Raw genomic sequence first — 23721 nt, 5'->3', positions numbered from 1 at the left:
TGAGAAGATGATTGAACTATTTGTCATAAAAGAAACGGAGTGGCTCGAGCTTGTCACAGAAAGCGTAACGCTGGAAGGACACAGATATCAGGCGCCCCGCTCCATCGAAGCGACAATTGTCGTAAAGCAGGGCAGCCAGACGTATTACGGCGTATCAGAAGGGGATACGGTTTTGTTCAAATGGAACGGAAAAGAGCTGTTCCGCGGCATTGTCTTTGCAAGAACGCCGGATGAGCATACCGTCGCCTTCACCGCATACGATATGCTCCAATACCTTGTGAAAAACCAGGACGTTTATGTGTTTTCCAACAAGCGCGCCGATCAAATATTAAAAAGGATCGCCAGCGATTTTCAAATTCCCGTGACATCCATTGCCAACACAGGGCATACCATTAAATCACTCGTTTTCAAAAATGATACAAGTCTTTACGATATGATGTTAAAAGCGTTAAAACAGACAAAAAGCCAGACGGGCCGCAATTATCAGCTCTATTCAGAAAAAGGCAGACTCGGCTTGCGTGAATGGCCGGATCCGTCTGACATTTGGGTGCTGGAAACAGGAGTTAATATTACAGGGTATCAATACAGCACTTCAATTGATGATACCGCAACCCGTGTCGTCATGCGGCTGCAAAAAGACGATAAAACCGTGAAGGCTTCCGCGTCAGACAGCGCGGGCATGAAAACATTCGGCGTTTTACAGTATACCGAAACGGTTTCTGACGACATTAACGAAGCCCAGCTGAAACAGCGTGCAAAAGTGAAGCAGGCTGAGAAAAAAGGCGTAAAGAAAGAGCTGAAAAATATACAGGCGATCGGTATTCCGGGGTTGGAAAGCGGATTGCCGGTCTATATCTCAATTCCGGAAATCGGGCTGAAGAAAACTTATTATGTAGATACGGACCGCCATGAATTCCAAGGAACAAAGCATACCATGACGATTGATGTCACGGAGAAAAATTCACTTCCGGAGGGGACATCCTGATGAGATTAAGCGATGCTATTAAACATTTAGCCGTCGGGGCGGTTGACGCCGAAGCGCCGGTGGAGCTGATGACAGCGGAAGTGACCTCGGTTTCGCCGCTCGAGCTGAAGCTGAAAGATCACGACAAACTTTTGATTCCGTCTGATGCACTCATTGTGCCGAAGCGGCTGAAATCCGGCGGAGATGATCAGCTTCAGGCAGGAGACCGGGTGATGACCGCCGCATTAACAGGAGGACAGTCCTTTTTTGTGCTGGATAAAATTTAACCGCATTCGATGAATGCCGGGAGTGTGACTTTGAAAATTCATCCGTCTGGACAGAAATGTATTAAAGATATCAGCCTGTTAAAGCCGCTTCATTTTCTGAAGAGGGCTTTTTTACATGAACAAATCAAAAAGGAGCGGGTGCAATGGCCCTGACACCGGAAATCGAATTTGAAGATTTGGAGGATGCGAGTGAGGCCATTGAAACTTCACAAACCTACCGAATTGATTTTGAAAACAACCGGATTACCAATGAACTGATAAACGGACTGGATGCCATCAGACAATTCGTCTATATCGCTCTTCACACAGAACGGTATTCATATTCGGTTTTCAGCCATGATATCGGGAATGAACTGCAGGAAGTGCTTTCTGATCAGAACACGACGGATGCTTATAAAAAAATGGAGATTCCAAGACTGATAGAAGAAGCCTTGCTGTATGATGACCGGATTTTGGCTGTTGCCAATTTTGAGATTGAGAAAAAAGATGATGCCTTCATCGTCTCTTTTACCGTTGAAGCGGATGAGGGCATGCTTGAGATAGAGGAGGTGCTGGGAGAGAATGTTTGAAGCTCAGACGTTTGACGGCATTATGGACAGAATGCTGGCGCGCATTACGGCGGATATTGATACGAGAGAAGGAAGCGTCATTTACAATGCGCTCGCGCCTGCGGCCGCTGAGCTCGCAAAGTCTTATATTTGGCTTGATACCGTGCTGGAGCTTGTTTTTTCCGATACGGCTCAAGGAGAATTTCTGGACAGGCGAGCTGCCGAAGCGGGAATTGAACGAACACCTGCCACAAAAGCGGTCAGAGCCGGAGAATTCACAGCGGGCATCACCATTCCGACAGGCTCCCGTTTTTTCGTCGACAACCTGTATTTTCAATATACAGAGGATGGAACGCTCGAATGTGAAACGGCCGGAGAAGCGGGGAATGCCGGCATTACAGGTCAAAATCTGCTGCCGCTTGATACGATTCCCGGGCTTGAGAAAGCGGTCATGGGCGATATATTAATTCCCGGCCGTGAGGAAGAAGATGACAGCAGCTTAAGGACACGATATTTTACCCGAGTCCGCCGGGAGGCAGTCAGCGCAAATAAACAGCATTATAAACAGTGGGCTGAAGAAGTGGACGGTGTCGGCAGAGCGAAAATCTTTCCGCTTTGGAACGGAGACGGAACGGTGAAAGTTGTCATCACAAATGCGAATTTGGAACCGGCATCAGATATTCTGATCAAGAAAGTAAAGGATTATATTGACCCGGATGAAGGCCAGGGAGAAGGCCAGGCGCCGATCGGAGCTGCAGTAACAGTGGAAAGCGCGGTATGGAAAGAGATCGAAATCTCCGCTTCCGTGCTGCCTGAACTGAACAGCTCGATCGATGACGTGAAAGCGGAGATTGAAAAAGGCATCCTGAATTTATTTAAGAAAATGGCCTTCGAAGAAAACACCGTCCGCTTATCACAAATTAACAACATCGTTTATAACGCGGCATCCGTCAGTGACTACGCAGATATCAAAATGAACGGTGCGGCGGAAAATCTTGTGCTCAGTGATGTGGAAATTCCTAAACTCAAAGGGGTGACAATCCTTGAGCAGACTCGATGAGATGACGGCATACCTCCCGCCGTTTTTAACTCAATTAAAAGAGATGGCGGAAATTCTTGAGGCGGAAGCTCCCGAGTTTGAGCGGCAGAATAACGATATTTTCGATTTGACAGACCAGCTTTTTATTACGACGGCGACGTGGGGGCTTGACCGCTGGGAAAAAATATTAAAAATACCGCGGGAGTCAGGTGACACAGAAGACATGAGACGGCTCAGGCTGATCTCGAAGATGTCGAATATTCCGCCCATCACCCATCAAGCGATCGAACAGGCGCTAAACCGTTTTTTAAAACATCCGTCAGCTTATGTTCGGATGTTTCCGGGGGAATATCGTTTTTATGCCGATATGGAGCTTGATGACCTGCAGTACATGAACGACCTGATTGAAACGCTTGAAAAAATCAAACCCGCTCATTTGGCGTATACACTGAGAGCTGCATTAAACGAAACACTGGAAATCAAAGACCGGGTCATTCTCAACAATCGGAGATACCGAAAAGTCAGTGAACTGAAGGTCGGTTATTCCGTCACACTCAACAATAACGAGGTGGTCTTACCATGATATCAGCCGCTTACAGACAGCGTGCTGCAGCCGATTTGAAAAACAGGATCACAAAAGTGCTGTTAAACGGCAAAGAAACATTGATTGCGGACATTTCTGTAAAAGATGCCGCAGTCACCGTTCTCACACGCAGGGAAGAAGACATTAAACATATTGAAACCGTGCAGATGCTTGACGAAACAGGGAGCATCATCACAGAACGAAAAACAAATTTGGACCTCAGCAATAACAGAACGCTTGATTTAAGATTTACTTTTGAGGTGGTGTAACGATGGCTTACGAAGAAAAAACAGACTGGCTTCCAGACGACCCGATTAACGAAGATGACGTCAACCGCTGGGAAAAAGGCATAAAAGACGCACACACGGATCTGGCGGCCCATAAAAATGACATGAACAACCCGCACAAAACGACAAAGGCCCAAATCGGCCTCGGAAACGTGGACAACGTCCAGCAGGCAGCAAAAAAAGATTTCGACCAGCACAATCAAGATCAGAACCGGCATGTGACGATAGCTGATAAGGATAAATGGGATGCAGGACAGCTGTTTAAAATCACCGCCGATAACGGAACTCAAAAAATCAATTTAACTTCCGGCTCGTTTTATGAATCGTTAAAAGACGTGGGTTCTGTAACTTTTTACGGAACCAATGCAGTAACAGACAACCCATCAGATACGAGCTTACGCGGCATGCAATTAGTGGGGCAGCCGGGAATAGGTAATGGTTATGCCGTAGACGTGAAGGGTAACGCATGGTGGTTTTACTATAACTCTAATCAAACAGCAATCAATTGGTATCCTATAGAGTCTACAACTGATGTGCAATCAAAGATAGATGCCCATGCTAATAAAACAGATATTCACGTAACAAAAACTGATAAAGACAAATGGAACAATTCGCAGTTAAATAAAATTTCGAATGATGACGGCCAGCCGTTATTAAATGTCACAACTGATCTTCATGCTGAATTGTTAAACTATCCGTCATTAACCTATTTCTCATATGAAAAAACTGCGGCGAATACCCCGCCTGCAGGCGGACGCGGGTTTTGGACCTGCAGCGTCGGAAAGTCATATGGTCATGTTCTTGCCATGACAAATGACAACAGAACATTTCGTAAGTCTTTGGCAAATAACGTTTGGAGTGATTGGGTTGAGTTGGACAGCACAGAAGATGCACAAAAACTAGTAGACGCTCACGCCAATAAAAAAGACATCCATGTCACACAGGCGGATAAAAATATGTGGAACGGCGGGCAGCTTTCCAAAATCACAAACGACAGCGGCGGCATTCTTCTCGCGATTGGTGATGAAGATAACTTTCTTGAAAAAATTGTAAAAAACGGCAGGGCGTTCGGCACCTTTTATTCAACCGGCAAAGCTGCAAACAGTCCGAGCAATGCTTCGACCCGCGGCATGTTTCATTTTACCTCTCTTGACAGTGAGGGAAAGGGAACGTTTGGGTATGTCATTGCCATCGATTATAAAAATAATATGTTCACGAACTATTTGGATTTGAACTTGGGCTGGCAGGGCTGGAGGCGGATCGTTACCGAACTTGATACTGAAAATGTTCCTTGGGTAAATGTTCCTTATAAAAATGGCGCTAAGTCAGGAGACAGGCCGCTTCAATATCGCAAAGTGGGAAACACCCTTCACCTGAACGGACACGTTCTTACGGACAGAGAAGTGGTATTCGGGAGTGTGCCATCCTCTTGTGCGCCGGCCAAAGGCGTTGTGACTATGGTCGCAGCCAGCGGCACCACCGGTTACAGTAAGATTGTTTTTTATTCTAATGGAGATATGAAGCTGACGGGAATTATGGCCAATATAGAAAATAATGTTAACGGCTATTACATTGATCTTGTTGTGGCCCTCACGTAAAGGAGCGAGAATATGAAATTAATATTTCCGTATGACAATGACAACATTTATACAGGCAGTCCGGTTGAGCTTTATCCGGATTCTGAGACAGGAGATTATATAATGCCGGCTAACGCTGCGGACTTTCCGCCGGAAATAAACGGCGAAGGCATGTGGCGCCCATTTTTTGATGAGGAAAAACAAGAATGGGTGGAAACGGCTGATGAAGCATATAAAAACAGCTTAAAAAAAGACATGGCCCCAGATTCAAATTCATTAAACCAGCTTGCGGGCCTCGGCGCGCAGCTGGCAAATGAGAAATTGGCCAGAAAAGCAGCCGAACAAGCACAGCAGTCACTCGGCGTGCAAATAGCATCTTTAAAACTGGAACTCTTAAACGTAAAAGGAGAATGAAAAAATGAAGAGACTTAACTTTTGGGTTTATGCTTTGTTTTATAAGTGGGCCTCAACAGAAATGGTCAAACAGGCTATGGGTTATAATGACTGTTCTGCCGAAGATCTGGCTGAAGGGGTGGCCGCGCATTATATCACGCCTGAGGAATTTCAAGAAATAACGGGTGAAACATACGAAAACTATAAAAATGCTGTGTCATAAGCCAAACGGCTTTTTTTATTTGTCATTTTTAAAAAAGGAGGATGGCCAATGATAAAGCATTCATTTGAATTTCCCGCTGATCAACTTGGCAGGCCAGGCGCCGTAAAAGCTTATCGCGGTAGCAAAAACGATTATGCCACACCGGTTGCTGATTTGTCCGGAATGGCAGAGCTGCTTACCAACACGCCGCTGCAGGCAATTGAAGTTTACAGCCAATTCGGACAAGACCGTTTAGGGGCCGTCTTAATAGACAGAGCACAGGGTTGGGCTTATTCGGACCGCAGCGGAACTCTTTTTATCGAAGAGAGCGAAGATAACAATTCGTGGACAGCTTCACATTCTGTCACAGTCAAAGGCGGAGTGCTGACCGCTTCGGGGTGGGTCTGCCTGACAAAAAGATATTACCGGTTCCGTTTTGAAAATGGAAATCAAAAGCAGTCCGAATTTGTTTTATACCAATCCGTCGGTACGGGCGGTGATATGGCGTTTTCATATACAGACGTGATTTTTCATGAAGATGCAGCAGAGGCGGGCGAGGGGGTCATCTTCTCAGCGGGCGCCTGGAAAAAACTTCTCGTCGAAATCACCGGCACGGCTGAGTCGGGCCATGTCGCGTTTTGGGGAAGGTCTATCTCGGGGAAAAATGTGCCGATCAGGGGAATCAGATCTGACGACGGAACCTCAGCCGCCGGCACGTCAGGCACAGGAGAAGTGTGGTTATTTGATATTGCCGGCTTTAAAGAAATCGTCATGGAAATCAAGAGCATTTCCGGCGGCAGCCTGTCTGTCAAAGGCACGGCATTTTCTTAAGAATGAAGCTTCCGAAGGGAGGTGAGAACAATGTAAGAGGGGGGAGCGGAAGTGCTTCTGGATGAACAAGCGGTGCAAAAAGAATTCGCAGGCATTAAAGGTGAACAAAAGGTGCTTGAACAGCGGGTGGCCGCATTAGAGCGGGTATCCGACCGGCAGGATCAGCAAATCATGACGCTGAATGAAAAACTGAACAAAATTGACGAAAACACAACATGGATTAAGCGGACCATTACAGGAGCGATCGTGACAGCAATCTGCACGGGCGTCATTGGCGGAGCCATCGCCATCATGTACAATCTGCTGCAAAAGTAAGGGGGAAAACCGATATGAAATTCGCGGACAAAGGCACGGTCGTCAGGACGGTGCTTCTTTTGCTTGCTTTATTAAACCAGACTTTGCTGATGTTCGGCAAATCGCCGCTTGATATTCAGGAGGACCAGGTCAGCCAGCTTGCAGATACACTGTATGCCGCCGGATCGGCCGTTTTTACGATCGTAACGACAGCCGCAGCCTGGTTTAAAAACAATTACGTCACTGCAAAAGGGAAAAAACAGCAGGCTTTATTAAAAATAAACAATTTATCGAAATAGGAGAGATGAGAACATGGTAAAAATCACACAGGATTTTATCCCGGCAGGAAACAATAACCGCCCCGGCTATGCAATGACACCGATTTACATTACGGTGCACAATACGGCCAATACCGCAGCCGGCGCTAACGCCAAAAGTCACGCAAACTATGTGAAAAACCCCGATACGCCGACAAGCTGGCATTTCACAGTCGATGATACGGAAATTTATCAGCATCTTCCGCTCAACGAAAGCGGATGGCATGCCGGAGACGGAAACGGGGACGGCAACCGCAAATCTATCGGTATTGAAATTTGTGAAAACGCCGATGGCAACTTTTCAAAGGCCGTGGCAAACGCCCAATGGCTCATCCGCACATTAATGACGTCGCACGGCATCCCGCTTTCAAATGTCGTTGCGCACAAACATTGGTCAGGAAAGCTTTGTCCGAGAAGACTGTTGGATACATGGGACGAGTTTAAAGCGGGAATCGGTTCTGAGGAAAGACAGACGTATACTGTTCAAAAAGGAGATACGCTGTCGGCCATCGCGCGAAAATTCGGCGTCAGTGTGGCTGATCTTCAGAAATGGAATAACATCGCAGACCCGAATTTGATTAAAGTCGGACAAGTGCTGTTTGTCAGCCCGCCGGTTGAAGCACTGTATCCTCTTCCAGATGAGGTGATTCAGCTGACAGAGCCGTACACGTCCGGTGAAAAAGTATACCAGGTGCAAAACGCGCTCGCCACGCTTTATTTTTATCCTGAAAAAGGAGCTGTCAATAACGGCATTGACGGCATCTACGGACCGAAAACCGCAAATGCCGTGGCCCGATTCCAATCTGTAAACGGACTGCCGTCTGACGGCATCTACGGTCCCGCTGTAAAAGCGAAAATTCTGATGCAGCTTTAAAAAATAAAAGGCTGGGTCCCGATCACATTACGGGATTCAGCCTTTCTTCTTTTTTAATCGGTTCAATAGCCCGAGACTCCTCGCCCGCATCCTCAGAGAATAAGCGGAAAGCCCGAACCGTCCGTAATCCACAAACTTTACGCGCCTTACAATTTTCTTCACATCATCACCTGTCGCATCTCTTTGTTGATTTTATTATATGAAATATAAGGAAAAAAGGAATAAGGACAAGAGCCGTGTCTCCTGTCCTTAGTGTAATCAAGCTTTTTTTTGTTTATACTTGTCAATCAGCCGTTCGTTTTCTTTGAAAATTCTGGCGGTATGAGGGCTGACCTGGTAACTTGCGATACTTGTCATTGAGCGTTTTTTAAACATTTTGAACGGTTTCGCTCTTTGTTCCGGCTGCCCGTTTTGAAATGCCTGCTCCATTATTCGTCACCTTCCTCTTCTATTGGCAGCATTAAATCATAAATGCTCGTGAGCGATGTGAAAAGCAAATAATCGAATTCCGTCAACAGGTTTTCTGACGTCAGTTTGATCACATAATGGCGGTCCTGGACTGTAAACGGAATAAGCACAAGCCTGCCCTTTTGATCATAGTAGACGTCTTTTCGGTTAAGGCGGGACTGAACGTCTGCCGCATCAGGCATATGCTCCGTCAAGCGGTCCTTATCCGACTGTGCCGAATAGTCGCACAATGAAGCCGTGACATTCATTTTTTCTGCATAAGCGGCCAGCAGTCTGCTGATGCCTTCTGCATAAGCTTCTGTACTTCCATAATATACATGGATCGGTTCATTTTTCAACAGATATTGATAGGTTTTCAGTTTTTCAAGGTAGGAGTGAAGCATTTCATTGTTTTCTTCCAAAATCTCCCTCGTATCCGTCTCTAATTCATTGCCGGCGAGCTTTTTGATATATGCGCTCAAAAAGATAAACGCATCAATAAGAGCAAAGCAGACGGCAACAATCAAATATTGTCTCCATGCGGAAAAGAGCGATTCGGGATCATATGTCCAATAGACCATGGAGCCCAGTACAAATAGTAAATACCACGTTTTACGGATGGCAAACATTTTTTCTTTTACCTTTGCCTCAAACCGCCAGGATGCGTACACATATAAAATGAGTGCGGCGGCCATCGTCCACACCATGATCTGAAAAAACATGAGCATGAGCATCCCTCACAATTCGAAAAATGGTCTGCTATGTTCATTCTATGTCATGACATCATTTTCCTGTCACAAAAAAACCGCTTCTGTAAAGAAGCGGATGCCGTCATTAGAAAAAGAGATCTAAGATGAAAAAGGCGATGGCGCCGAGTGTGCCTGCAATCGGCAGGGTGATGACCCATGTAATGAGCATCCGTTTAGCCGTTCCCCAGTTTACGCCTTTTACGCGGTGGGAAGCGCCCACACCGAGAATGGAAGACGAAATGACGTGCGTCGTGCTGACAGGGAGATGAATAAACGTGGCCCCGAAAATAATGGCTGCGCCGGTTAAGTCGGCAGATACGCCGTTTACCGGACGGATTTTCATAATTTTACCGCCGACGGTTTTAATGATTTTCCAGCCGCCGATGGATGTGCCGAGACCCATTGCCAGGGCACAGGAGAGCTGCACCCAGAAAGGAATCGTATCACTTTTATGTAAATTGGCCGTCATAAGCGCCATCGTAATGATACCCATCGCTTTTTGCGCGTCGTTTGTTCCGTGTGTATAGGACTGAATGGCAGCCGTCAAAATCTGCACTCTGCGGAAGCGTTTATTTGTTTTCGCCAGATTGCTGTCTTTAAAAATCAGCTTCACGATCGAATATACGATAAAGCCGAGAACAAAGGCGATGATCGGTGATAAAATAAGTGCTTCGATAATTTTAATGAACCCTTTATAATTAAGCGTCGCAAAACCTGATGCTGCAATAGCCGCACCGGCGATCGCTCCGATAATCGCATGTGAAGAGCTGCTCGGAATGCCGAAATACCATGTGATCAAGTTCCAGGCGATTGCGGCGAGTAAAGCAGCAAGAATGACAACCGATCCGTTGTCTAATGTATAAGGATTCACAATATCTTTCGTAATGGTTTTCGCCACACCGGTAAACGTCATGGCTCCGAGAAAGTTCATGATGGCGGCCATGATAATCGCGTGCCGCGGCTTCAGCGCTTTTGTCGAAACTGAGGTGGCGATTGCGTTGGCGGTATCGTGAAATCCGTTAATGAAGTCAAATACCAAAGCGCAAATGACAATTAATATCGTTAAAAGTAATAGAGTATCCATTATAACCCCTCGTTACGCGTTTTTCATAATGATGGTTTCAAGGTTATTGGCAACGCTTTGGCAAGAGTCGGCAATTTCCTCAAGCGTTTCGTAAATCTCGCGGTACTGAATCACTTTAATCGGATCGGTTTCTGTGCCGAACAGATTTTTTAATGATTTTCTGTGCAGGTTGTCACAGTTGTGCTCATACTCTTTAATTTTGATGGCGTGAGGCTGAATGTCCTTTAAGCGGTTTTCTGCCAACAGCTCAGTTGCAATTAAAATTTCTTTCGCACATTCTCTAATGTATCCGCTGAATTTGTCGATATGCTCGTCTGATGAAGTAATTGAGAAAATCTCCATCATGGCAGAGAAATGTTCAATTCCGTCAAGCACATCATCCAGGCTGTTTGTCAGCTGAAGGATATCTTCGCGTTCAATAGGAGTGATGAATGCTTTGTTAAGCTCTTTAATCATGACATGAACATGATTGTCACCTTTTGTTTCGTATTCTTTTAACGTATCTGCAAATTCTTTAAGTGTTGTTTGGTTTGTGACTTTAAAGTTCACAAAATACTCTGCAGTTTCATCTATATTTTTTGCGATTTCTGTTAAAAGGAGTGAGAACTTATCTTTTTTTCTTTTTATCATTAAAAACCCTCCATTGTTTGAATGAGACAATGCACACATCAAATTATTATATAGCCTTTTGTCGAAAAAAAACAGATGAAGTCGAAAAAAACGCCTCTTGATTTTTTCGTAAAAACGTGTCTCATCCTGTTTTTCTTATGTTACCCACTTTGCCAAAAAAACGTAACATACTTCGAATTCAGACATCTTGCTTAAAAAGTATAACAAAAGATGTGAATTTGCTGTCAACTTTTGCACGTGATTTTGCCGAAAAAAAACGGCTCCCGTAAAAGGAACCGTTTTTGTCAGTCATTTCTGCGGTTTTTCAGCCAAAAATAAAGCGGGAGTCCGGCAAGACCGATCAAGATGGAAAGCCCGCAGCTCAGTGTATCTGTAATGATCGTGCTGATCAGCACAAACAGTGAACCCGCTATGGCCAAAACAGGAATGACCGGATACAGAGGCACGCTGTAGGCGCGCGGTTTTCCGCCGCTTTTTTTTCTTAGGATGAAAACGGCGAAAAAGGCCATGACGTAAAAAATATAAATCATGAAAATAGAGATTTCAGACAGCTTATCAGGGTTGCTGATGATCATAAAAATAATAGCCAGCGCGATCTGAAATGACACGGCAATCCAAGGAGTGCGGAACGTCGGATGCACCCGTGAAATCTGTCCGGCAAACGGCAGCTGTTTCCGTTCCGCCATTGCAAACGAGACACGCGGAAAAGCGAGAATCTTTCCGTTTAAACAGCCGAAAATGCTGACGATGATCCCGACGCTGATCAATTTTCCTCCGATACCGCCAAACAGCATTCCGGCAGCGGTGCCTGTGGCATTTTCACCGAGTTTGACAATGTCGGTCGCGGGAAGAATGTGCAGCAGTGCGAAGTTAATGAAAAGATAAATGGCGGTGACAACCAAGAGTCCGCCCGTCATCGCTCTCGGGAGAAGCTTTTCCGGGTTTTTCATTTCACCGCCGAGAGCCGCAAGCAGAATCCAGCCGTCATAGGCAAACAAGGTAGCCAGTATGGCAGCGCCGAAATTCATTTCTGACATGCTGCTTGTAACGGCTGTGAAAATATGCTGATCGCCTTTCCAAAGGCCGAACACAATCATGCAGATAATCGGAATCAATTTGCCGACCGTCGTAATTCCCTGGACGATGCCGCCATATTTCGTTCCGATAATATTAATGATGCTTAAAAACAAAACGGCTGCAATTCCGATCAATTTAGACCAGCCGGAATCCCAATTGAACAAGTGCGCCATCAAAGAGCCGAAATACAAGCCGATTGCTCCGATAATCGCGGGTCCGTAAATGATGATTTGCACCCAGCCGCACAAAAAGCCCCAAAATTCGCCGTACACTTCTTCAAGATATGTATAAAGTCCGCCCGTTTTCGGAATCTGAGTGCCGATTTCCGCAACGGTCAGGCCGCCTGCTAGCGTCAAAATGCCTCCTAACAGCCACGCGATAAGCGCGGTTTTTGCATCACCGGAGTAGGCAAGCACGGCGCCTGGTTTCATAAATACGCCGGAACCGATGATGGTGCCGATAACAAGTGAGAGGGCGATGGTAAGGCCGATCTCTTTTTTTAGTCCGTTTTCTTCAATCTGCATATCCTTTCCCTCCAGATGTAAAATCGTCATGCTGAAAAAACTATTTTCCATATTGTAAACCCTAATTGCTGAAACACGAATAAAATAAATTTTCTGATTTCGGCTTTTGGCTTAAAAACAAAGGTTTTCGCTTTTGATAAGAAAAATATTTTATTTTAAAAACGAACATTAAGAGTTTTAAAATTTCTATAGTTCGTTATTTTGAAGACGGAAATCTGCGGACCGTCGGCAAAGCAGATGTGTTGACTTTATGCTCCGGATAACATAAATTGTATATATAAAATATCTCGAAATCGAGATAATTGAGTGGAGGATAACATAATGAAAGTTAACGGAATACACCATGTATCAGCAATGACGGCTGATGCGCAGAAAAATTTAGATTTCTATCGGGACATCCTGGGACTGAAACTTGTGAAAAAGTCCGTAAACCAAGATGAACCGACGATGTATCATTTGTTTTACGGTGATGAAACAGCCAATCCGGGATCTGAATTGACGTTTTTCGAAATTCCGCGGATTGCGCCGTTTCATGCGGGAACAAACAGTATTTCTTCAATCGGCCTGCGTGTCCCGGATGCACAAGCGCTGCAATATTGGAAAAAACGATTCGAAGAGCATCAGGTCGCTCATGGCGACATCGTGACAATAGCGGGCAGAGAGACACTCGCTTTTCAGGATCATGAAGGACAGCGGCTTGTATTGACGGCTGACGAAAAAGGAAAAGACATCGGTGAAGCGGTGAAACAAAGCGGCATTCCGGAAGAATATTCTTTCCGCGGTCTTGGTCCCGTTGAATTGACTGTCCCGTATGCGGAGCCGACGCTGCGTGTGTTAACCGATGTGCTCGGCTTCACTGAAATCGGAAAAGAAACCCATGAAGACCGGGGCACAGTTACAGTGCTGGAATCAGGAAACGGAGGCGCGCGCACGGAAGTCCATCTGATTGAAAGAAACGATCTTCCGCGAGAGCGTCCGGGGAAAGGCAGCGTCCACCATGTGGCCTTCCGCGTTCAGAATGAAGAGGAGCTTGCTTTATGGCACCGCATCATTACAAAAGAAGGTTTCAGCAACTCAGGCATCGTAGAGCGTTATTATTTCAAAGCGCTGTACTTCCGGGAACCGAACGGAATTCTGTTTGAATTGTCAACGGACGGTCCGGGATTTATGGTTGATGAAAAACCTGAGGAGCTCGGCAAAACGGTGGCGCTTCCGCCTTATCTCGAACACCGCCGTTCTGAAATAGAAGCGCGGCTGAAACCGATTCAATAAATCAGGAATAATGACAGATGCCTCCCGCGGCTTGAGGGAGGCATCTTTTTTTACTTTCTAAAACCGTTTTGTCCTTCTTTTTACCCATTTGTAAACGGCAAAATAATTGTCTTTGTTTATTAATAAATTTTTCACATTTGGTTGTTACACTTGTTCAAAGTTCAACCAAAGGAGTGAAAATACAGGTGAAAATGAAAAAACGCGAGATAGACGCAGTCTTAATCCTCATTTTACTCGTTTCCGCATTCTTGAATATGTACAACATCTGGAATGACGATACGGTGAACCCTTATTACACCGCAGCGGTAACGAGTATGCTACAAAGCTTTCATAATTTCTTTTACGCTTCATTTGACGCAGCCGGATTTATCACGGTAGATAAACCGCCTGTTACATACCAGATTCAAACGATCAGCGCGCTGATATTCGGTATGCACGGGTGGAGTGTCATCCTGCCTCAAGCATTGGCGGGTGTAGGCTCGGTTCTGTTCATGTACTTATTAATAAAGCCGACGTTCGGAAAAACGGCGGCCCGCATCGCCTCATTTGTCATGGCATGCACCCCGATCGCTGCAGCGGTCGCGCGGACAAACAATGTCGATGCTTTACTGGTCTTTTTCCTGCTGTTCGCCACATGGCTCCTCTTTAAAGCGATTCGAAAAGGAAAACTGATTTGGCTTCTGGCGGCGTTCTTTGTCGTCGGGGTAGGTTTTAATACAAAAATGCTTCAAGCTTATATGATTTTACCGGCTTTCTTGCTGTTCTATATGATTGCGGCAAACACAACCATTAAGAAAAAAATCATTTCATTGGCAAGCGCGCTGGCCGTATTAGCGGCCGTTTCGTTGTCATGGCCGCTCATTGTTGACAATATCCCTGCCGGCAAACGGCCATATGTCGGAAGCAGCCAGACCAACTCAGTATTGGAATTGGCTTTCGGATATAACGGCATTCAGCGGCTGACAGGCCAAAGTTCGGGCGGCGGTCAGGGCATGCCGCACGGAGACGCTTCGAAAGAAAAGGCTTCTTCCGCCGGTTCTTCACAACTGCAGGCGCCGCCCGGACAGTCTTCAAACGAAGGCAAATCTCAAAACGGCAACATGACGGCACCTCCATCTACAGGGCAAATGCCAAGCGGCGGCGAAATGCCGAATGGCGGTCAAGGAGGCCCTCCAAGCGGCGGAGGAAAAGGAGGCGCAGGCACCGGCTCAAAAATGCAATCAGGTTCAGGAATGTTCGGGACGGGAACCCCCGGTCCGCTGAGGCTCTTCCAACAAGAATTATCTGATCAGATCAGCTGGCTCCTGCCGTTTGCGATTTTTGGAATGGCCGGTTTACTGATCGCCGGGGCGAGAGAAAGAAGAAGATTGTCAGAAGAACAGAAGGAAACGATCTTTTGGGCAGCGTGGCTAGTGCCGATTGCCGGATTCTTCAGTGTGGCGGAATTTTTCCACCATTATTATCTCATTATGCTGGCCCCTCCGATTGCTGCTCTTGCCGGTGCGGGATGGGTTGCTCTCGTTCATCTGTACCGCATGGAGACAGGCTGGAAGTCTTGGCTTCTGCCGGCCGCTATTCTTGTGACAACCGGATTTGAGCTGTTTATCCTCAGAAACTGGATTGATCAAATCGGCGCAGGTTGGAGCATCGGTGTTGGCGTTATCGGAGCTTTGTCTGCAATCGCTCTGTCCGTGTTCAAACAGCGCCAAAAACCGCTCAGTTATTATCTGTCACTTGCCGCTCTTCTCGTCTTGCTGGTGATGCCGTTATATTGGGCGAGCACACCGCTTCTGTACGGGGGCAACAGCTCATTGCCTGAAACAGGCCCCCAGCTTGCGTCAACAAGCGGGAAAGGCATGGGAATGAATAACGCCTCTGTAAATAAAAAACTGATCAGCTATTTAGAGAAACATAACGCCGGAGCGGACTATCTATTTGCAACAACCGATTCCAACACAGCGGCGCCTTACATTATCAAAACGAAAAAAGCGGTCATGGCGATCGGCGGATTCAGCGGATCTGATCCGGCCATCACGCTGACTCAATTTAAAAAGCTCGTAAAAGAAGGGAAAGTAAAATACTTCTTAACATCCGGAATGGGCAAAGGCGGAAACAACGAAATTGTTGAATGGGTTGAGAAAAACGGTAAGAAAGTATCTTCAGATAAATGGCAAACAAGCACAGATCAGAAAACGAAAAATCATGATGCAGCTGATACAAAGCGCAGCAAGACCTCAGGTGAAAACAGCCGGATGGGCGGCGGCCCCGGCGGAATGAATCAGTCAGCTTCATTATACGAACTGCAATCTGATGAATAGGAGGAAAAAATATGAGCAGACATATTCAATATTCAATTGTCGTCCCGGTGTATAACGAAGAACCCGTCATTCAGACAACCTATCAGCGTCTGAAAGAAGTCATGGATCAAACAAAAGACCATTATGAATTAATCTTTGTTAATGACGGAAGCAAAGACCGCAGTATTGAAATATTACGAGAACACAGTCTGATTGATCCGAGAGTGAAAATTATTGATTTTTCCAGAAACTTCGGACACCAGATCGCGATCACCGCGGGCATGGATTACGCAGAGGGAAATGCAATCGTCGTCATTGACGCCGATTTGCAGGACCCTCCCGAACTAATCCTTGATATGATTGAACAGTGGAAAGAAGGCTACGATGTCGTGTACGCCGTCAGAACAAAACGAAAGGGAGAAACCTTTTTCAAGAAACAGACGGCTTCTATGTTTTACCGGCTGCTTCGGAGCGTGACTGATATTGATATTCCGCTCGATACCGGAGATTTCCGCCTGCTTGACCGAAAAGTCTGTGACGAAATGAAAAGATTAAAAGAGAAAAATCCTTTTGTCAGAGGGCTCGTCAGCTGGGTCGGCTTTAAGCAGACTGCTGTTGAATATGAACGTGATGAGAGGCTTGCGGGAGAAACGAAATACCCGCTTAAAAAAATGCTGAAGCTTTCCATGGACGGTATCACAACGTTCTCCCATAAACCGCTCAAGGCGGCAAGCTACGCGGGAATGATGATGTCCGGGGCGGGTTTTCTCTATATGTTTATCGTTTTATATATGAAACTCTTTACAGACAGCACCATAACGGGCTGGTCCTCTCTGATTGTGATACAGCTGTTATTCAGCGGCATCGTTCTTTTAATGCTCGGAATAATCGGCGAATATATCGGAAGGATTTATGATGAAGCAAAAGACCGTCCGCTCTATATCGTGCAAAAAGCGTACGGCATTAAAAACGAAAAGGTTTATCGGGATCAGCATATGTCTTAACCGAAACACCCTGTCCGGCCACCCGGGCAGGGTGCTTTTATGTCAAAAATAAAATCCGCAAGAACACAGAGTGTCCCGCGGATTTTTTCATTCATCTGCGGCCGGTCTGGATGTGCAGAGAGCGCATGATCAAGCCGGTTCCCGTCAGGTTCAATAAAATGCTTGCACCCAGCGTCATGCCCCAAGCCACGTTTTGCTGAGGAAGCTGAATGCTCAGCTGCAATAAGATAAGGCCGGTAACGACCAGCAAAAGTCCGGTATGTTTCATAGGTATGTATCCTCCTTTGTACACTAAGTCATACGGCTGATCTAAGCCTAAAGTTTCATCTGTATATAAAAAATCCAAGGCCGCTGCCTTGGATTTTTGTTAAGACGAAGTTTCTTCTTTTTGAGTCAGTTTCATTTTTTTTGTCATTTCCTTGCCGTTTCTGATAATCTTCACGTCAACGGTGCTGCCGACTTTCGTATTCTTATAGAGAATATTGCGAAGTTCGCTGCCCGTGTCAGTTTCTTTCCCTTTCAAGCTGATAATGATGTCTTCTGCTTTTAATCCGGCTTTGGCTGCAGGGGATCCCTGCGCCACTTCGCGAATGTAAACCCCTTTATTCAGCTGTTTGCCGAAAAGGCCGAGTGTGCCTTCCTGATAGTTTTGCGGCACTTGCTCCAAGTCGATCATGCTCACCCCGATATAAGGGCGCTCCACCTGTCCTTTCGTGAGAAGCTCTTCGGCAATCGGTTTGACATCGTTGCTCGGAATCGCAAAACCGATGCCTTCTACATCATTTTCACTGATTTTCATGCTGTTGATGCCGATGATTTTGCCGTCTGTATTCAAGAGCGGCCCGCCGCTGTTTCCAGGATTGATGGCGGCATCGGTTTGAATGACGTTGATACTTGACTCGCCGGCTGATGTGGAAATCGAGACCGTTCTGTTTAAACCGCTCACGATTCCCTGTGTGACGGTGCGGGAAAGGTCTTTGCCGAGCGGATCACCAATGGCGATCACGGATTCACCCGTTCTGAGAGCGGATGAGCTGCCGAAGCTTGCCGTTTTTGTTACGTGTTTATCACTGATTTCTAATACGGCCAAGTCTGTCAGCGAATCACGGCCGACGAGTTTAGCTGTTACATCGGTGCCGTCATATAATGACACTTTAAGGGAAGAGGCGCCTTCAACCACGTGATTATTCGTAATAATATACGCCTTGCCGTTTGCTTTCTTAAAGATAACGCCTGAACCTGAGCCTGTTTCCGCATCTTCACCCGATGAATTTGAGTTCGAATCTGAACCGGAACCGAATCCGAATAAATCTGAACTGTTTTGCTGCTTTTGCAGATTGGTGATTCCGACGATCGCCGGTGAAATATCTTCCACCATATTCGAAATGCTGCTTGAATTTGCGGATGAGCTGTTTGCCGATTTGCCGCTGCCGGAATCAGAAGATGTCTGCTTAGCGGTTACTGAAGACGTTTCCTGAGCGGGAGCCGGATTTGAAGTATCTTGAGTCTGATGGTCTCCAAGCGGCGTAAATGAATAGATGCCGAGGGCGAGCCCCCCGCCGATCACCCCGCCGAGAAGCGGTCTGAACCAGCCGAAGCTTCGTTTTTTCTTGTCCTCGTCCGGTGCGGAATATCTCGCCGGCTGCTGATTTTCTTTTACTAAAAGGACTTCCTGTTCTTTTTGGTCTGTCCGATTTTCATCACGATAGTTATCCATCATGTTCACTCCGTTTCTCTATTTCATCATAGCATGATTTGCCTATTATTACTGACTCCATCTTAAACAAAAAATGTGGGATAATAATGAAAAGATTGTGGGAAATTGTGAAAAAGACGTAATCGGACGGCGGCGCTCTATATTGACAATTTCCATCGGATTTGAAATAATAAATAAGATATTATGTTCAATCCTTCACATGAAAAGATATGAAAATTCTGTCAAGCTAATGGGGGAAATCTGTTAGCTTTTTCACTTTGTCAAATTTTAGAAAGGGGCTGCCAAATGAAAGAAAAACATCACTGGATTATTTCTCTGCTTGCTGTGCTGGCGGTCGGGCCGGGACTGATGTCGAACACCGCTCTTGCGGCTGTCCAAAGCCTTGTCCGGCAGACGGTCGGCGGGGAAAACTTTGACTCTTTTCATCCGATTATTATCGGTAATATGGCATTCGTCTTATTTGTGCCGGCTGGGCCGTATTTAAGAAAAAGGTTCGGCTCCCGGCCTGTCTATATGATTTCGATGGCCGCGGGTGTCATCGGTGCGCTGCTCGCTGCTGTGACGAATGATATTTACCTGCTCGCTGCGGGCCGTTTGCTGCAGGGAGCTGCGGCGGGCACTATGCTGATGATTATGATTCCGATGCTGGTGCTTTCGTTTCCGATTGAGCGGCGCAATTACGCATTATTTGTGTTAATCGGCGGATTTTACGGAGCCGTCATTATGGGGACCGTATTAGGCACGGCGGCGGCAAGCGCCGCCGGCCATTGGCATTGGCTGTTTATCATTTTTGGCCTGCTGTCTCTTTTCGGCTTGATTTTCAGTTATGTGTGGCTGCGGGATGATGCTCATAAAAATGCTGAAAAATCTCCATTTGACAGCATCGGTTTTCTTTTGGCCGGTATATCAGCCGTGCTGACCGCTTATACGTTTATTCATCTGCCGAAATGGGGCTTTTCGTCTTGGCATACATTGGCGGGATTTGGCGGAAGCTTCGTCATTCTGCTGATCCTGCTGATTATGCAGTACAGAAACGAACATGCGCTGATTTCGATTAAACTTATGCTGATTCCAAAGCCGATTCTGGGTGTTTTCATGATCGCTGCGGGCAGCATTTCCATAGCGGTCAGTCTTTCTGCATTTCACGGGGAGCTTCAGACCGCATACCATTTGTCACAAACCCAGTTAATATTCTTATATGCGAGCCTTTTGGGAGGCGTGGCCGTTGCCGCTGTCATCAGTGCTTTAGCATATGATAAAGTCGGCCCGGGCATGCTCGGCATAACAGGCTCTGTTATATTGGTGTTCGTGAATTTTCAATGGATGACGACGGATCATCATCTGCCGCTTATTCTATTTGCGGGTCTTTTCGTGATGCTGGCGGCAGGGACAGGGCTTATCGTGGCGGCCGGACTGATGGGCGCCGCGTTGGGCGGGCCGCTTCCGGAACTGGTGAAACGCATGACGGCCGTTCAGTTTTTACGGCTGTTCATTTATATGGGCGCGCCTGTATTAATCGGGTATTTTACGAAAAGAGATGCTTCGGGCACGCTTTGGGGCGCGCGCAGCACACAATCGCCGCATGACCAGCTGATGGGGACATACAGCGATCTGTTTCTAATTGCTTTTATCTTTAGCCTGCTTTTAGTGTGTTTATCATTTGTCATGAATGCGACCGGCATGGGACATAAGCTGGCGCATAAACCGCATACCGTACGCAGGCAGGCGGCTGAAGAGCCTTCGCCGCAGGTTCCTGAACCGATCAGGCATCAGGTCATTCCCGATCGCGAATACAGAAGTGCGGTCAGACAGTTTCAGGGTCACCCTATAAACAAAAACAGGATGTAACTTTTTCTATCAACAAACCCTTTTCCCTGTGAAAAGGGTTTGTTTTTTCCTATAAAGGCATAATGGTATATTGCATGTTTCATCCTTTTTTAATATAATTTGTTAGAATATTCATAATTTAATATCGGAATTTTAAATAAAAAAGGAGGCATTATATGAAACTGTATCTATCTGTAGACATGGAGGGGATTTCCGGACTGCCGGATGAAACATTTGTCAATTCCCGCATGCACAATTATGAGCGCGGCAGGGTTCTGATGACTGAAGAAGCAAACTGGTGCATCGCTGAAGCGTTTAATAACGGATGCACGGAAGTGACTGTGAACGACAGCCACTCTAAGATGAATAATCTGCTTGCAGAAAAACTTCATCCTGAGGCAGAGCTGATCACGGGGGATGTCAAGCCGTTTTCTATGATGCAGGGGCTTGATGAATCATATTCGGGCGTGATGTTTATCGGCTATCATGCAAGAGCCTCGATGCCGGGCGTCATGTCACACAGCATGATTTTCGGCGTGCGCCATTTTTACATAAATGATCAGCCGGTCGGTGAACTGGGGCTGAATGCCTACCTCGCCGGATTTTACGGCGTCCCGGTTATCATGGCAGCCGGAGACGATTGCGCCGCAAAAGAAGCGGAGGAGCTGATACCGAATGTGACGACTGCCGCCGTCAAACAATCCATTTCAAGAACCGCTGTCAAATGCCTGTCTCCTCAAAAAGCCGGGCGGCTCCTGACGGAAAAAACAGCTTATGCGCTCAAAAATAAAGATAAGGTCAAGCCGCTGACACCGCCTGATCGACCTGTATTAGGCATTGAATTTGCCAACTACGGACAGGCTGAATGGGCCCATTTAATGCCGGGCACAGAAATTGTACCGGGAACGACAACCGTTCAATTTCAGGCAAAAGACATGCCGGAAGCTTATCAGGCCATGCTCGTCATGACAGAACTCGCCATGAGAACAACATTCTGTTAAAGGGGTGAACGGCATGCTGCGGTATTTTATCAAACGTTTTATCGCCATGATTGTGACCGTGCTCGTCATCACCACTCTGACATTTGTCATGATGAAAGTGATACCCGGCTCGCCTTTTAACGAGGAGCGGGGCACAAACGAAGCGGTCCAGCGAAATCTCGAATCCTACTACCATCTGAACGAACCTCTTATCACTCAATACGCCATTTATCTAAAATCCATTCTCGCCTTTGATTTCGGTCCTTCAATCAAAAAACCGTCAGACAGTGTAAACGCCATGCTTGAACGCGGATTTCCCGTTTCCTTTGAGCTTGGCATAACGGCGATCATTGTCGCTGTTATTTCAGGACTTGCGCTCGGCATAACGGCCGCTCTCAGACGCGGCGGCTTTCTCGATTATGCAGCCATGAGCCTTGCGGTGCTGGGGATTTCCATTCCGAATTTTATTATGGCGACACTGCTGATTCAGCAATTTGCGGTTCATCTGAAATGGTTTCCGGCAGCCACCTGGACGAGCCCCATTCATATGGTGCTGCCGACTGTTGCGCTTGCCGTCGGCCCTATGGCCATTATCGCGAGGCTGACAAGGTCAAGCATGGCCGAAGTGCTGACTCAGGATTATATCCGCACGGCAAAAGCAAAAGGTCTTTCCCCTGTCAAAATTATCATCAAACACGCCTTGAAAAATGCTCTTATGCCCGTTGTGACAGTACTTGGCACGCTTGCCGCAAGTATCCTGACGGGCAGTTTCGTCATCGAGAAAATCTTTGCCATTCCGGGAATGGGCAAATATTTCGTGGAAAGCATCAATCAGCGTGACTACCCGGTGATTATGGGAACGACCGTTTTTTACAGTGTGATTCTGATCGTCATGCTGTTTCTGGTTGATTTGGCATACGGCCTGCTGGATCCGCGCATAAAACTTCATAAGAAAGGGTGAGCCTGATGAGTCTCCCGCAAGAAACGGTAAAACACACAGAAGTGCCAGATGACTGGTTTCAGCCGGGCATGGAAAGAAAGGGTGAAACCGAGTCGGTGAAGCGTCCGAGCCTGTCTTACACTCAGGATGCGTGGCGGCGGCTTAAAAAGAACAAATTGGCGATGGCCGGCCTTGTGATTTTATGCTGCCTGTTTCTTTCAGCAGTGTTCGGTCCGCTGATATCACCGCACAGTGTGACGAGGCAGACGCTCGCCGAGCAGAATCTTCCGCCGTCTTTTTCACATTGGTTCGGAACTGACGAGCTTGGGCGGGACGTGTTTACAAGAACATGGTACGGAGCGAGGATCTCTTTATTTGTCGGTGTGATGGCGGCGTTGATCGACTTTTTGATCGGCGTCATTTACGGAGGCGTCGCCGGCTACAAAGGTGGGCGGACAGACAGCGCCATGATGAGAATCATCGAAGTTCTCTACGGCTTACCGTATCTGCTCGTTGTCATTTTGTTAATGGTGCTGATGGGACCGGGGCTCGGTTCCATCATCGTCGCTCTGACCGTGACGGGATGGGTCGGCATGGCGCGGATTGTCAGAGGGCAGGTACTGAGGATGAAGCATGATGAACACGTGCTTGCTTCGAAAACGTTTGGAGCGAAAACATTTCGGATCATTAAGAAAAATCTGCTGCCGAATACGATGGGAGCCATTATTGTCCAAATGACGCTGACGGTGCCGGCGGCGATTTTTGCGGAATCATTTCTAAGTTTTCTCGGACTCGGCATTCAGGCGCCGTTTGCAAGCTGGGGCGTCATGGCAAACGACGGGCTTCCGGCGATTTTATCAGGCCATTGGTGGCGGCTGTTTTTCCCCGCCTTTTTCATTTCCTTAACGATGTACGCGTTTAACGTGCTTGGAGACGGCTTGCAGGACGCGTTAGATCCGAAACTGAGGAGGTAGGAA

General features: G+C 46.7%; 28 protein-coding genes. 20 read left to right on the top strand and 8 right to left on the bottom strand.

The annotated features are described in order from the left end of the window. The first annotated feature begins 7 nt into the window (after window positions 1-7). From ACH32G_RS02965 to ACH32G_RS02905, 13 genes are all read left to right on the top strand, one after another. The gene (locus tag ACH32G_RS02965; protein ID WP_016936441.1) at window positions 8-985 is read left to right on the top strand and encodes an XkdQ/YqbQ family protein; all 978 of its coding nucleotides are present in this window, start codon (window positions 8-10) and stop codon (window positions 983-985) included. Continuing rightward, window positions 985-1251: a DUF2577 family protein gene (locus ACH32G_RS02960; protein ID WP_016936440.1), complete on the top strand. Its 267-nt coding sequence runs from the start codon at window positions 985-987 to the stop codon at window positions 1249-1251. Before ACH32G_RS02965 ends, ACH32G_RS02960 begins: the two co-directional genes overlap by 1 nt. Before the next feature lie 143 nt (window positions 1252-1394). Continuing rightward, entirely contained in the window at window positions 1395-1820 is a 426-nt protein-coding gene (locus ACH32G_RS02955) for a DUF2634 domain-containing protein (RefSeq protein WP_045925717.1), read from the top strand. Then, a complete protein-coding gene (locus ACH32G_RS02950; protein ID WP_045925716.1) occupies window positions 1813-2859 on the top strand; it encodes a baseplate J/gp47 family protein in 1047 nt (348 codons plus the stop codon). Before ACH32G_RS02955 ends, ACH32G_RS02950 begins: the two co-directional genes overlap by 8 nt. Continuing rightward, a complete protein-coding gene (locus ACH32G_RS02945) occupies window positions 2843-3421 on the top strand; it encodes a YmfQ family protein (RefSeq protein WP_016936436.1) in 579 nt (192 codons plus the stop codon). Before ACH32G_RS02950 ends, ACH32G_RS02945 begins: the two co-directional genes overlap by 17 nt. Then, window positions 3418-3690 carry a hypothetical protein gene (locus ACH32G_RS02940; RefSeq protein ID WP_064778770.1) on the top strand — a complete coding sequence of 91 codons (273 nt, stop codon included), beginning with the start codon at window positions 3418-3420 and terminating at the stop codon, window positions 3688-3690. Before ACH32G_RS02945 ends, ACH32G_RS02940 begins: the two co-directional genes overlap by 4 nt. A gap of 2 nt (window positions 3691-3692) precedes the next feature. Then, entirely contained in the window at window positions 3693-5306 is a 1614-nt protein-coding gene (locus tag ACH32G_RS02935; RefSeq protein WP_448813977.1) for a hypothetical protein, read from the top strand. Between the two features lie 12 nt (window positions 5307-5318). Next, window positions 5319-5699 (top strand): XkdW family protein, encoded by a 381-nt coding sequence (locus ACH32G_RS02930; RefSeq protein ID WP_099744360.1) that lies wholly within the window; start codon window positions 5319-5321, stop codon window positions 5697-5699. Between the two features lie 4 nt (window positions 5700-5703). Beyond that, window positions 5704-5901 (top strand): XkdX family protein, encoded by a 198-nt coding sequence (locus ACH32G_RS02925; protein ID WP_045925711.1) that lies wholly within the window; start codon window positions 5704-5706, stop codon window positions 5899-5901. A gap of 48 nt (window positions 5902-5949) precedes the next feature. Next, window positions 5950-6711 (top strand): phage-like element PBSX protein XepA, encoded by a 762-nt coding sequence (gene xepA, locus ACH32G_RS02920; RefSeq protein WP_448813976.1) that lies wholly within the window; start codon window positions 5950-5952, stop codon window positions 6709-6711. Window positions 6712-6762: 51 nt separating this feature from the next. Next, window positions 6763-7026: a hemolysin XhlA family protein gene (locus tag ACH32G_RS02915; RefSeq protein WP_003154815.1), complete on the top strand. Its 264-nt coding sequence runs from the start codon at window positions 6763-6765 to the stop codon at window positions 7024-7026. 14 nt (window positions 7027-7040) lie between these two features. Further along, window positions 7041-7304 (top strand): phage holin, encoded by a 264-nt coding sequence (locus ACH32G_RS02910; RefSeq protein ID WP_016936430.1) that lies wholly within the window; start codon window positions 7041-7043, stop codon window positions 7302-7304. A gap of 13 nt (window positions 7305-7317) precedes the next feature. Continuing rightward, window positions 7318-8196, top strand: a complete 879-nt coding sequence (locus ACH32G_RS02905; protein WP_016936429.1) for an N-acetylmuramoyl-L-alanine amidase — start codon at window positions 7318-7320, stop codon at window positions 8194-8196. Window positions 8197-8232: 36 nt separating this feature from the next. Here the strand turns inward: ACH32G_RS02905 and ACH32G_RS02900 are convergent, their stop codons facing one another. The 6 genes from ACH32G_RS02900 to ACH32G_RS02875 form a co-directional block, all read right to left on the bottom strand. Then, window positions 8233-8358, bottom strand: coding sequence for a hypothetical protein (locus ACH32G_RS02900; RefSeq protein WP_141228459.1), 126 nt, complete (start codon window positions 8356-8358; stop codon window positions 8233-8235). A 96-nt stretch (window positions 8359-8454) separates the two neighbouring features. Then, window positions 8455-8625: a type II toxin-antitoxin system SpoIISB family antitoxin gene (locus tag ACH32G_RS02895; RefSeq protein WP_003154807.1), complete on the bottom strand. Its 171-nt coding sequence runs from the start codon at window positions 8623-8625 to the stop codon at window positions 8455-8457. Continuing rightward, window positions 8625-9371: a type II toxin-antitoxin system SpoIISA family toxin gene (locus ACH32G_RS02890; protein ID WP_016936428.1), complete on the bottom strand. Its 747-nt coding sequence runs from the start codon at window positions 9369-9371 to the stop codon at window positions 8625-8627. Before ACH32G_RS02890 ends, ACH32G_RS02895 begins: the two co-directional genes overlap by 1 nt. Before the next feature lie 106 nt (window positions 9372-9477). Further along, window positions 9478-10476: an inorganic phosphate transporter gene (locus ACH32G_RS02885; RefSeq protein WP_016936427.1), complete on the bottom strand. Its 999-nt coding sequence runs from the start codon at window positions 10474-10476 to the stop codon at window positions 9478-9480. 12 nt (window positions 10477-10488) lie between these two features. Continuing rightward, window positions 10489-11106 (bottom strand): DUF47 domain-containing protein, encoded by a 618-nt coding sequence (locus tag ACH32G_RS02880; RefSeq protein WP_016936426.1) that lies wholly within the window; start codon window positions 11104-11106, stop codon window positions 10489-10491. A 284-nt stretch (window positions 11107-11390) separates the two neighbouring features. Next, window positions 11391-12707 (bottom strand): APC family permease, encoded by a 1317-nt coding sequence (locus ACH32G_RS02875; protein ID WP_029575218.1) that lies wholly within the window; start codon window positions 12705-12707, stop codon window positions 11391-11393. Between the two features lie 321 nt (window positions 12708-13028). Between ACH32G_RS02875 and ACH32G_RS02870 the strand changes: the two genes are divergently transcribed. The 3 genes from ACH32G_RS02870 (at window position 13029) to ACH32G_RS02860 (ending at window position 17280) form a co-directional block, all read left to right on the top strand. Continuing rightward, window positions 13029-13979, top strand: a complete 951-nt coding sequence (locus ACH32G_RS02870) for a ring-cleaving dioxygenase (RefSeq protein WP_016936424.1) — start codon at window positions 13029-13031, stop codon at window positions 13977-13979. Window positions 13980-14164: 185 nt separating this feature from the next. Continuing rightward, a complete protein-coding gene (locus tag ACH32G_RS02865) occupies window positions 14165-16297 on the top strand; it encodes an ArnT family glycosyltransferase (protein ID WP_327814004.1) in 2133 nt (710 codons plus the stop codon). 11 nt (window positions 16298-16308) lie between these two features. Continuing rightward, on the top strand, window positions 16309-17280 hold the full coding sequence (locus tag ACH32G_RS02860; RefSeq protein WP_016936422.1) for a glycosyltransferase family 2 protein: 972 nt from the start codon (window positions 16309-16311) through the stop codon (window positions 17278-17280). A 91-nt stretch (window positions 17281-17371) separates the two neighbouring features. Here the strand turns inward: ACH32G_RS02860 and ACH32G_RS02855 are convergent, their stop codons facing one another. After that, a complete protein-coding gene (locus ACH32G_RS02855; protein WP_173425957.1) occupies window positions 17372-17548 on the bottom strand; it encodes a hypothetical protein in 177 nt (58 codons plus the stop codon). Window positions 17549-17647: 99 nt separating this feature from the next. Further along, window positions 17648-18997, bottom strand: a complete 1350-nt coding sequence (gene htrA, locus ACH32G_RS02850; RefSeq protein ID WP_188153958.1) for a serine protease HtrA — start codon at window positions 18995-18997, stop codon at window positions 17648-17650. Window positions 18998-19282: 285 nt separating this feature from the next. Between htrA and ACH32G_RS02845 the strand changes: the two genes are divergently transcribed. From ACH32G_RS02845 to ACH32G_RS02830, 4 genes are all read left to right on the top strand, one after another. Continuing rightward, window positions 19283-20845 carry an MFS transporter gene (locus tag ACH32G_RS02845; protein ID WP_188153959.1) on the top strand — a complete coding sequence of 521 codons (1563 nt, stop codon included), beginning with the start codon at window positions 19283-19285 and terminating at the stop codon, window positions 20843-20845. Between the two features lie 155 nt (window positions 20846-21000). Then, window positions 21001-21825 carry a M55 family metallopeptidase gene (locus ACH32G_RS02840; RefSeq protein ID WP_016936418.1) on the top strand — a complete coding sequence of 275 codons (825 nt, stop codon included), beginning with the start codon at window positions 21001-21003 and terminating at the stop codon, window positions 21823-21825. A gap of 13 nt (window positions 21826-21838) precedes the next feature. Continuing rightward, window positions 21839-22765 (top strand): ABC transporter permease, encoded by a 927-nt coding sequence (locus ACH32G_RS02835; protein WP_016936417.1) that lies wholly within the window; start codon window positions 21839-21841, stop codon window positions 22763-22765. Between the two features lie 5 nt (window positions 22766-22770). Further along, window positions 22771-23718, top strand: coding sequence for an ABC transporter permease (locus ACH32G_RS02830; protein ID WP_047475384.1), 948 nt, complete (start codon window positions 22771-22773; stop codon window positions 23716-23718). Window positions 23719-23721 lie beyond the last annotated feature (3 nt).

Source organism: Bacillus sp. CIS52 (genome assembly GCF_053545315.1).
This window is presented reverse-complemented; position numbering and strand designations above follow the sequence as displayed.